Below are 11,229 nucleotides of genomic sequence, written 5' to 3'. Positions count from 1 at the left end.
AGAATTTTCGAGAATCGTATGTGTTTCACTGTTTAGTTATCAAGGTTGTCTGTCTCGCGACAGCTTGTTTACTTTATCACATCTCTTTTTCTTTGTCAAGCACTTTTTTCAAGTTTTTTTCAAAGTTTTTCGAACTCTTCCGGATTTCCGAACTGTTCTTCCGATCTGTGATTGTCGGCTCTGTTCAAGCGACTTGATTACTTTAACATATTCGTTTTAAGTTGTCAAGCACTTTTTTAATTTCTTTTTTTCTTTCAGAAATCGCTTTAAATTGTCTCTTTCTAAGAAACAATTATTTCCGACAGCTCAACTAATATAACACCGAAAGCAGCCCCTGTCAACAGTTAATTTCATAATTTGACAAACTTTTTATATTTTCACCCTAATCTCCACTAAATCCCCAGCAGCCATCCAGTCTATCTTACACCTGAATTCCAACCATCCTCCCTATCTATCCTTTCTATATTATGCAGCATCCATATACCATATATACACAACATCCCCAACTTTTCCGTCCCCCTTCATACTATATATAGGAAACTTTTCTATTCCGCCAAACTAACAAACCACCATCCCGCTTCTCTTTCATCCATCTCTGTCACAGCCAACAGCCAGCAAGCTCAAATCATTCTCTTCGACGACATTTGCAGGGCCTTTAGAAAAACTTAGCCCCGGGAAATCTGCGTTATTCGCAGATCACTCACTGTCTGAGCCGCTTCACGGCGAGTTTGAGTTATCTGTGAATGCTTTTAGCAGATTTTCCGGGGCTTAGCTTTTCTTAAGGCCCGAAACCGAGCCGAAGAGAATGATTTGAGCTTGCGTCCCTTCACATCCCTTTTACCGAATCTCCAAAAACTCCATCACCTCATAAAGCGACTCAAAAATCTCCTCCGCCAACTCCTTCATCTCCTCCGTCACCTCCATCAGATCCGGCACCATGATCGGATGCATCCCTGCTGCATAAGCCGCCCTGATTCCATTATGAGAATCCTCAATCACATAACAATTCTCCGGTCTGCTCCCCAGTCGTCTGCAAGCCTCCAGAAAAATATCCGGTTCCGGCTTACTCCGTTCCACCATATCTCCCCCGATAATCTGATCAAAATATCCCAGCAGCCCGCCATCTGAAATCTCCGAACGCACCAGTACCTCCCGGGTAGAACTGGCAAGCCCAATCTTAAATCCCCTCATCTTCAGATATTTCAAAAGCTCCTCAACCCCCGGCTTCTTTGCCAGTTTACCTCCGGAAGCATGACTGAAAAACACCTCTGCCATCTCCGCTTTATATTCCTCATACGGAAAATCTTCACCATAATGCTTCAGAAAAACCCCTTTACTTACAACACTGTTTGTTCCCAGACACTCATGACATGCCGCCTCAACTCCTGCGATTCCATGACGTTCTGCCACTTCTTTCCACGCTTGAAGCACAAGAATCTCCGAATCAAAAATCACTCCATCCATATCAAATATCACTGTATCAATCCCACTCGCCATAACTTTTGATCCTTTCCTCTTTCTCTCTATCAGCAGACTTTCTCAGGCAAAAATATCTTTGACGACAGTCTGATCGACTTATTCAAACCATATATAAGCCAGTAGTCTGACAATCTATTTTTTCATAATATAACCAATCGCATCACGAATCTGCGACACATAAACCAAGTTGATTCCTTCCACTTTTCCAACAGAAGACCTACACACTTCTGGCAGCACAACTGTTCCAAATCCCAGTTTTTTCGCCTCCTGCACACGCTGGCCTGCCATATTCACTGCGCGGATTTCACCACTCAGGCCAACCTCGCCAAACACCATCACATTATCAGGAATCACAATATCCTTCGCACTGGAAACAATCGCCAGACAGATTCCAAGGTCAATTGCCGGCTCTGTCATCTTCATTCCCCCTGCAATATTGACATAAGCATCCGATGCAGCCAGACGGAGTCCTACTTTCTTCTCAAGCACAGCCATAAGGAGATTCACTCTGTTAAAATCAGTTCCCACCGCTGTCCGCCTCGGAATCCCGAAATTACTCTGGCACACAAGTGCCTGGATTTCAACCAGAATCGGCCGGGTTCCTTCCATAGAACACGCCACAACAGAACCCGACGCATCCTCCGGTCTGCCATTCAGCATATATTCCGACGGATTCTTCACCTCCTCAAGACCTGTATTACACATTTCAAAAACACCAATCTCATTCGTAGATCCAAAACGGTTCTTTACTGCACGCAAAATACGGTAAGATGCGTGGCGGTCTCCTTCAAAATAGAGCACGGTATCTACCATATGCTCCAGCACTCTCGGACCTGCCACATTTCCTTCTTTCGTCACATGACCTACGATAAAAATGGATACACCCATTCCCTTGGCAATCTGCATAAGGACATTGGTAGATTCTCTTACCTGAGAGACACTTCCCGGTGCCGAACTTACATCTTCGTGAAACATAGTCTGAATGGAGTCGATCACAACCACATCCGGTTTTCTGCGCTCGATCACCTCGCGTATCACTTCCAGGTTCGTCTCACATAAAAGCTGCATCTTATCCGTAAACTGCCCGATACGATTAGCTCTCAGCTTAATCTGTCTCAGAGATTCCTCGCCTGAAATATAAAGAACCGAAACCTGCTTCTCTGCCAGATTCCTGCACACCTGTAAAAGCAGCGTTGATTTTCCGATTCCCGGATCTCCTCCCACTAAAACAAGGGAGCCGGGGACGATACCGCCGCCCAGCACCCTGTCAAGTTCACCAATCTGAGTTGTCTGCCGTTCATCTTCTGACAGGCTGATGTCTTTAAGGATCACCGGTTCCTGCCTTTTTTCTGATGATTTCATTGCTCCAGAAGAGGATGGCTTCTTTGTGGAAACTGTCTCTTCCACAAAGGTGTTCCAGGACTTGCATCCCGGGCACTGCCCCATCCATTTTGCGGATTCATATCCGCACTCCTGGCAAAAATATACCGTCTTTTTATTTTTCAGCATTTTACAATCTTTACTTCTACTCTTGCAGCATTGCCAAGTTCCACGCTAAAGGAAAGTTTACCGCCCAGGTTTGTTTTCATCTTACCTGTGCTTGCCTGCTCAATAAATACTTCGTATTCTGTATCCGGCTCCATCTCCACTGTGATCTGTGCATCTTCCGGTCCCTCTACATGGAAATCCATCTGAGCTTCACTCTGTGTAAGATCAAATACTGCTGTTCCCGGAACTGATTCGTAAACGAACATTCCGTTTCTCTCGAGCTTGGTAATCTCCTTAAAAGTTTTTACTTTATACATATCGCCCTGATGCTGATAGTCTGATAATTTAGACTTCTGTGCAAGCTCATAGTCACCAAAGCTGATTGCTCCATTCTCTTCTGTACGGATTAATTCTTTTACTACTGCCATTTCCTATGTCCTCCTAAGACTCTTTTGTTTGCCGCTCCACCGGTTCATCTGCCGATGCCGTACAGTTTTTCACTATCTCTGTACTTTTCCGACATTTTATGTGCTTATTATATAATACATTCACTTTTTTGACCAGTATCTCACTGATTTTTTTATACTAATTTCACAATTTCTGTGAATCATGTGAGTCCTCTGCTTTAATTGTAAATATCTGTCTGCTCAGAGATTTCTACTGTTTTTTCACTTCAAATGCAATCTCGTTTTTATGAAGTTTCACCTGTACACTATCTCCACGTTTTACTCTGCCTTCCAGAATCTCGTTTGCAAGCGCATCTTCTATCTTACTCTGAATTGCACGACGCAGCGGTCTGGCACCATATTTATTATCAGAACCTTTTTCTGCAATAAAATCTTTCACAGCATTTGTTACTGTAAGATGAATTTCCATCTGTTCTGCACATCGTTTCTCCAGTGTTTTAAGAAGCAATGTTACAATTTTCCGAATATCTTCTTTATTCAGCACATGGAATACCATGATATCGTCAATTCGGTTCAAGAACTCCGGTTTGAAAATCCGGCGCACTTCTTCCATCACGCCGCCTTTCATTCGTTCATAGTCTTTCTTTTCATCATTATCAGACATGAATCCCAGACGTTTCGGTTCCATGATCGCCTGTGCCCCTGCGTTGGAAGTCATAATAATGATCGTCTGTTTGAAGTCAACTTTTCTTCCCTGTGCATCTGTAATGTGACCGTCATCCAGCACCTGTAAAAGTATATTAAACACATCCGGATGTGCCTTCTCAATCTCATCAAAAAGCAATACACTGTACGGATTTCTGCGGACCTTCTCACTGAGCTGGCCGCCTTCTTCATATCCTACATATCCCGGAGGAGAACCGATCAGCTTGGAGACACTGTGTTTCTCCATATATTCGGACATATCTACACGAATCATCGCCTGTTCACTTCCAAAGACAGCTTCTGCCAGAGCCTTGGAAAGTTCTGTCTTACCAACACCTGTAGGTCCAAGGAAAAGGAAAGAACCAATGGGACGGTTCGGATCTTTAAGTCCTACTCTTCCCCGTTTCACTGCCTGCGCAACAGCTTTCACTGCCTCATTCTGTCCGATCACACGTTTATGAAGTTCTTTCTCCAGACGAGCAAGACGTTTGGTTTCTCCCTCTGTCAGTTTCTGAAGAGGAATCTTTGTCCAGTCAGAAATCGTCTCTGCAACAGCAGCTTCATCTACAACAAGTTTCTTCCTCTTATTTCTACGTTCAGTCTTAATGCGGATTTTCTCCATTTCGGCTTCCACTTCATTTTGGCGTACCTGTGCTTTTTTTGCGCGTTCAATATCTGCAGTCTTAACTGCCTGTTCTTTCTCCTCACGAAGTTCATTCAGTTCCAGTTCATATTGTTCCAGTTCAGGTGCTGACTGATAACCCGCAAGCTGAACCTTTGATGCTGCTTCATCAATAATATCAATTGCCTTATCCGGAAGGAAACGGTCATTGATATATCTTTGTGACATTTTTACTGCTGCCTCAAGTGCCTCATCTTCAATCTTTACCCCATGATGTTTCTCATAATATGGACGCAGACCTTTAAGGATCTCAACAGTCTCCTCTGAAGATGGTTCTTCCACTGTCACAGGCTGGAATCTTCGTTCCAGTGCTGCGTCTTTTTCAATATATTTACGGTATTCCTCCAGAGTAGTCGCGCCGATAAGCTGAATCTCACCTCTGGAAAGAGAAGGTTTCAGGATATTGGAAGCATCCAGTGCTCCCTCCGCTCCACCTGCTCCGATGATGGTATGGATTTCATCAATGAACAGCAGAATTCCCTGATGCTCTTTTACTTCCTGGATCACATTCTTAATGCGTTCCTCAAATTCACCTCTGTATTTGCTTCCCGCAACCATGCCGGAAAGATCTAACACAACAAGGCGCTTATCCTTCACTGTATCCGGAACCATTCCCATAACGATGCGCTGTGCAAGTCCCTCTACAATGGCAGTCTTACCTACTCCGGGTTCCCCTGTCAGACACGGATTATTCTTTGTACGTCTGCTCAAGATCTGGATCAGTCTGGTAATTTCTTTATCACGCCCTACCACAGGATCCAGTTTTCCCTCTGCCGCAAGCTGTGTCAGGTCACGACTGTACTGATCCAGTGTGGGGGTACTGGTCATTTTCTTGTTTCCCGCATTCCTTGCGTACTGAAATTCCTCTGCAATGGTATCGTTGTCAAATCCCATAGCTGTCAGAATAGCCGCAAACAGCTTCTGGATATTTACTCCCATTGTAAAAAGCAGCCTGGTCGCTACGCAGTCTGTCTCTTTCAAAAGCGCAAGCAGAAGATGCTCTGTTCCGCAAAGACATTCCATACTCTCAGCATCTTCCTTCGCCTGTTCAATGATTCTTCTTGCTCTTGGACTGTACTGGGGATCTTTCGTTTCTACTGCCGCAGTATCACCCTGAACCGGTGTAACCAGGTTGCTGATAAGTTCCCTGAGTTTTTCTTCTTCTACGTTAAATTCCTGCAGCACTTTTCCCGCAGTACCTTCAGGTTCTTTCAAAAGACCTGCAAGAAGATGTTCTGTTCCGATATATCCATGTCCACAGGTTTTCGCAGTTGTCTTTGCCAATTTGAGGGCATTCTCTGCCTGTCTGGTAAATTGTCTCTCCATGTCCTCTCCTATCTGTTCTCATTATATTCGTCAAAAATCTCATCAATAAGCTGATGTACTTCTTCTCTGCTTACGCTCTTGCAACATCCTTTCGCAAGCGCCACCATGAGATTCTGTTTCAGTTCTTCTAAAGCTTTTCTTTTATTTACATCAATGGAAATCACTGCACCACGTCTGCGGTCGATAGTGACAAATCCCTCCTGTCGCAACAGTGAATATGCTTTATTTACTGTATGCATATTTATCCCAACTGTATCTGCAAGCTGTCTCACTGATGGCAGTGTATCTCCCTCCTGCAGTCTTGACGTAGCAATCCCCATGATGATCTGATTGGTCAGCTGGATGTAAATGGCTTCATCACTGCTGAAATCTATTTCTATCATCATACGTTTTCTTCTCCTTTTTGTGTTACACATATCCTAGCACAAACCAACATTTTTTGCAACAGAAAGACGTATTGCTGTATTATTTTTCAAAACAAAAAGGGGTGTACTGCCATGTTCTCACACAGCATACACACCCTTTATCTTCTTTCTGTCAACTGAATTTCATCTACATGACTTGATTATTTTAAGCCAATGATCTTATTGAGCTGTTCTCTGTTCAGAACAAGGTTAAAGCCTAATGGATTAACTGCATAAGCCATTGCCTTATCGATTAACAGCTCCGGAAGTTTTGCAAACGGTACTTTCGCAATACGCAGCTTCTGACCTTTTGTAAACTTCTCAAGTTCCATAACATCTGTAAATACAGGCTGGAGAATTTCTTCTTTTTTATTTTTGAGATACGGAATATTGATCTTCTTAGGATCTTCAGGATCTACATTCATAGCAACCAGATATTCGGATTTCTTCAGGTTTACGATCAGTTCTTCCTCAAGCTCACGAAGATTTCCATGCTGATCCTTCTCTACCGGACGGCGGAGTTCCTGCATAAAGTAAATGCCGGAAAGCTCCAGTGTAGGATTCAGAAGCGGTCTCTTAGCCGGCTCAATCTTGCTCATATCTGCCTGTTTTGCAACATCCGGAAGATCAATCTCAATTTTATCTTCACCGTCTACCCATACAACAGTGTTAACACCAATGGCATAAAAAGTACCATATAATCTTGGATAATCTTTCTTGGAAAATCTCATTCCCATAAGAAGAATCTTATCTTCAATCATCTTTTTGCCGAATTCCTTGATTCCCTCTTCTGTGGAAAAAATCCATGCCTGGTCATTATAAGTCTCTTCGTCACATTTCACATATGGCAGTTTGGTAGCCTGTGAGTATGCAACAAATACTGTCTCTCTGTTCTGTAATTCCTTGATTGCTTCTTCTTTGCTGATTCCCATTATTTTATCCTCTCTGTCTCATTTCTTTTATAATCTTTTTCATTTCCTTATCAACACGATAAGACTCTGTGATCTTCTGTAGTGATTTCTTATATGTAAATTCATCCAGTTTGTGACCGTCCTGCAAGTATGTCAGCATCTCATCCGGAAATACCGCAAAATATACAGATACTGCCCAGTTATTAATGTCCGGCACAAATTTTGCCACATATGTTAAGCGTTCTTTGCATTCCATCTTTGCATAAGCACTCACCAATCCGCGAAGCATCGTTTCTTCATACCACTGGTCATCCGCCTGTTCAAACCATTCCTGCCAGTCCATACCAGAAAGCTGCTTTGCAAATTTTCGCAACACCGGAAGTCTGATTCCCATAACATTATCCACACCCGGCAGAAGATTGCTGTGAAAATCCCGATAACCGGTATCTTCATTCTCCTGCAGAAACTGGCGCACCATATGTGTCGTCACCTGAATCTCTTTCTGACTTTTCCTGTTCATAATATTTCTCCCATTACTGTGCATATGCTGAACAGTAACTTTCTCCTTGCTGTTTCTGCTACGTTACAATTCATCTCAATCTGTAACTTTGCTTTACAGCACTTTTCTATTTTATAACAGATTGCATGAAAAGTAAAGGAAATCGCTCGTATTATTTATGCAAAATAATTTATGTGGATTCTATCGTTCTTTCAAAAAATATTACATCGAGATCATTTTGGACAGAAGAAGTATCTGCCAACCATAAAACAGGAGACAAGAATGGGACTTTTATCCCAGCCTTGTCTCCTGTTTATTTTTAAACATCAATATTTTTTATGCTTCATCAATTGCTTTTCCAATATCATGGCGCATATATTTATTTGCGAATGTAATCCACTCTGTAGCTTCATATGCATTCTTTCTTGCTTCTTTTAAATCTTTGCCTGTCGCAGTAATTCCCAGAACACGGCCACCATTAGTAACAATCTGACCGTCTTTCAGTTTGGTTCCTGCGTGGAAGCAGTAATATCCGTCTTTGCCTTTGAAATTTTCAAAGCCGTACATTGGGATACCTTTTTCATATTTTACAGGATATCCATCACTTGCAAGTACTACACACACTGCTGCATTATCCTCGAACTGAAGGTCTACCTGGTCCAGTGTTCCATTTACGCAAGCTTCCATTACTTCAATGATATCATTCTTCATACGTGGCAGGACTACCTGTGCTTCCGGATCTCCGAAGCGTGCATTATATTCCAATACCTTCGGGCCATCTGCGGTAAGCATAAGACCAAAGAAAATGATTCCCTTAAATGGGCGTCCTTCTGCAGCCATTGCGTCTACTGTCGGCTGATATACATATTTCCTGCAGAATTCATCTACCTCTTCTGTGTAGAACGGACTTGGGGAGAAAGTTCCCATTCCACCAGTATTCAATCCCTGATCACCGTCCTGAGCACGTTTGTGATCCTGTGCAGATGTCATTGTACGGATAGTTTTTCCATCTACAAATGATAACACAGAGACTTCACGTCCTGTCATAAATTCTTCGATTACCATAGTATTTCCGGCATTTCCGAATTTCTTATCTTCCATGATCTCTTTTACGCCATCTTCTGCCTCTTTCAAATCCTTGCAGATCAGCACTCCCTTGCCGAGTGCAAGGCCATCTGCTTTCAGAACAATTGGAAATCTGGCTTCTGTGCGGAGATATTCCAGTGCTTTCTCAGGATCATCAAAATTCTCATATGCCGCTGTGGGAATATTATATTTCTTCATCAGATCTTTGGAGAACGCTTTGGAGCCTTCCAGGATAGCTGCATTTTTTCTCGGTCCGAAAACTTTCAGACCGCGGGTTTCAAATACATCAACTACACCGCCAACCAGAGGATCATCCATACCAATAATAGTAAGATCAATCCCTTTTTCCTGAGCAAAATCAGCAAGTTTCTCAAATTCCATAGCACCGATATCTACACATTCTGCGAGTTCTGCAATTCCTGCATTTCCAGGTGCACAATAAATTTTATCTACTTTCGGGCTCTTTGAAACACTCCATGCAATGGCATGTTCTCTTCCACCGCTGCCTACGATTAAGACTTTCATTTTATTTTTGCTCCTTTACCTACTCTTCTGTATCAAATTTCTCTATTTGCACTCTTCCATCCACTACTTTCACTTTGTCATTGGCAATAAGATTGATAGCTTTCGGAAGAATCTTCCACTCTACCTTTTCCATAACACGTCTCTGGAGAACTTCCGGGGTATCATCAGATTTAATCTTTACGGCCTTCTGAAGAATGATCGGACCTGTATCTGTACCTGTATCAACAAAATGTACGGTCGCACCTGTCACACGTACGCCTCTTTCCAGAGCTTTTTCATGCACATGCAATCCATAATAGCCCACTCCACAGAAAGACGGAATCAGTGACGGGTGGATATTGATGATCTTATTTGGATACGCTTCCACGATCATTGGAGGAATAGCCACAAGAAATCCCGCCAGAACGATAAGCTCTACACCACTTTCTTTCAGCTTCGCAAGAAGTGCCCTGTGAAATTCTTCTCTGTTCTCAAACTGTTTTGGGGAAATACATACAGCTTCTATGTTGTGATTCTTTGCTCTCTCCAGCGCATAAGCCTTCGGATTATTGCTGATAACCAGAGAAACTTCTGCATTTGTAATCTTTCCACAGTCAATGGCATCCAGGATAGCCTGCAGATTCGTGCCGCCTCCTGAAACCAGTACACCGACTTTTAACATAAAGTCACTCCCTTTTCACCATCTTCGATACGTCCTACTACGTACGGAGTGTCACCTGCTGCTTTGATCGCTTCCATTGTTTTGTCCACATCTGCTGCATCTACAGCAAGGATCATTCCAAGTCCCATGTTATAAGTATTGTACATCATCTGTTCATCAATATTGCCTTTTTCAGCAAGAAGTTTGAAGATTGGAAGTACCGGATAGCTGTTCTTTTCCACAACTGCACGTGTTCCCTCTTTAAGCATACGCGGAATATTTTCATAAAAACCGCCGCCTGTGATATGACTGCATGCGTGCACACGAACTCCGGCATTTTTAATGCTCTTTAATGCTTTTACATAGATTCTGGTTGGTGCCAGAAGTGCTTCACCAAGTGTTGTTCCAAGTTCTTCATAATAAGTATCAAGAGATTCCTTTGTCATATCAAAAACTTTACGGACAAGAGAAAATCCGTTACTGTGAACCCCTGTGGATGCCATACCGATCAAAACATCTCCTGCTTTCAGTTCTTCACCTGTGATCATCTCTTTTTTATCGCAGACACCTACTGCGAAACCAGCCAGGTCATATTCGTCTTCCGGCATCAGTCCCGGATGCTCTGCTGTCTCACCGCCGATCAGAGCTGCATCTGACTGCACACAGCCTTCTGCAACGCCGCCTACGATAGCTGCGATCTTTTCCGGATAATTCTTACCACATGCAATATAATCAAGGAAGAATAATGGTTCTCCGCCTGCACATGCAATATCATTGACACACATGGCAACTGCATCAATGCCAATGGTGTCATGCTTGTCCATGACCATAGCAAGTTTTACTTTAGTTCCACATCCGTCTGTACCTGATAATAATACCGGTTCTTCCATTTCTTTGATCTTAGCAAGAGAAAAGGCACCGGAAAATCCTCCCAGTCCTCCCAGCACTTCTTCACGCATGGTTCTCTTTACATGCTCTTTCATCAGCTCTACTGATTTATATCCTGCTTCAATATCTACTCCAGCGGTCTTGTAATCCATGATAATCCTCCGTTTTTACCCCTGATCCTGTTTATGG

At 42.9% G+C, this 11,229-nt stretch carries 10 protein-coding genes; all 10 read right to left on the bottom strand.

Features of this window, described 5'->3' with window-relative positions:
* Positions 1–837: 837 nt before the first annotated feature.
* Positions 838–1,497 carry an HAD family hydrolase gene (locus G4417_RS02365; RefSeq protein ID WP_173682509.1) on the bottom strand — a complete coding sequence of 220 codons (660 nt, stop codon included), beginning with the start codon at positions 1,495–1,497 and terminating at the stop codon, positions 838–840.
* A 114-nt stretch (positions 1,498–1,611) separates the two neighbouring features.
* Positions 1,612–2,988, bottom strand: coding sequence for a DNA repair protein RadA (gene radA / locus G4417_RS02360; RefSeq protein ID WP_173682508.1), 1,377 nt, complete (start codon positions 2,986–2,988; stop codon positions 1,612–1,614).
* Positions 2,982–3,395: an endosialidase gene (locus tag G4417_RS02355; protein ID WP_173682507.1), complete on the bottom strand. Its 414-nt coding sequence runs from the start codon at positions 3,393–3,395 to the stop codon at positions 2,982–2,984. The genes radA and G4417_RS02355 overlap by 7 nt, the downstream gene beginning before the upstream one ends.
* Before the next feature lie 229 nt (positions 3,396–3,624).
* Positions 3,625–6,087 (bottom strand): ATP-dependent Clp protease ATP-binding subunit, encoded by a 2,463-nt coding sequence (locus tag G4417_RS02350; RefSeq protein ID WP_173682506.1) that lies wholly within the window; start codon positions 6,085–6,087, stop codon positions 3,625–3,627.
* Between the two features lie 8 nt (positions 6,088–6,095).
* Positions 6,096–6,473 (bottom strand): GntR family transcriptional regulator, encoded by a 378-nt coding sequence (locus G4417_RS02345; RefSeq protein ID WP_173682505.1) that lies wholly within the window; start codon positions 6,471–6,473, stop codon positions 6,096–6,098.
* A gap of 179 nt (positions 6,474–6,652) precedes the next feature.
* Entirely contained in the window at positions 6,653–7,423 is a 771-nt protein-coding gene (locus tag G4417_RS02340) for an SseB family protein (protein WP_118330042.1), read from the bottom strand.
* 4 nt (positions 7,424–7,427) lie between these two features.
* Positions 7,428–7,922, bottom strand: coding sequence for a DNA alkylation repair protein (locus tag G4417_RS02335; protein ID WP_243872050.1), 495 nt, complete (start codon positions 7,920–7,922; stop codon positions 7,428–7,430).
* Positions 7,923–8,237: 315 nt separating this feature from the next.
* Positions 8,238–9,512 carry a phosphoribosylamine--glycine ligase gene (gene purD, locus G4417_RS02330; protein ID WP_173682504.1) on the bottom strand — a complete coding sequence of 425 codons (1,275 nt, stop codon included), beginning with the start codon at positions 9,510–9,512 and terminating at the stop codon, positions 8,238–8,240.
* Between the two features lie 19 nt (positions 9,513–9,531).
* Positions 9,532–10,173 carry a phosphoribosylglycinamide formyltransferase gene (gene purN / locus G4417_RS02325; RefSeq protein WP_173682503.1) on the bottom strand — a complete coding sequence of 214 codons (642 nt, stop codon included), beginning with the start codon at positions 10,171–10,173 and terminating at the stop codon, positions 9,532–9,534.
* Complete coding sequence (gene purM / locus G4417_RS02320; RefSeq protein WP_008705483.1) at positions 10,167–11,192, bottom strand: phosphoribosylformylglycinamidine cyclo-ligase; 1,026 nt, start codon at positions 11,190–11,192, stop codon at positions 10,167–10,169. The genes purN and purM overlap by 7 nt, the downstream gene beginning before the upstream one ends.
* Positions 11,193–11,229: the final 37 nt, after the last annotated feature.

Source organism: Blautia wexlerae (genome assembly GCF_013300825.1).
In the GTDB taxonomy this organism is placed as follows: domain Bacteria; phylum Bacillota; class Clostridia; order Lachnospirales; family Lachnospiraceae; genus Blautia_A; species Blautia_A wexlerae_B.
Note: the sequence above shows the minus strand (reverse complement) of the source record. Positions and strands in the feature narration are given on the sequence as shown.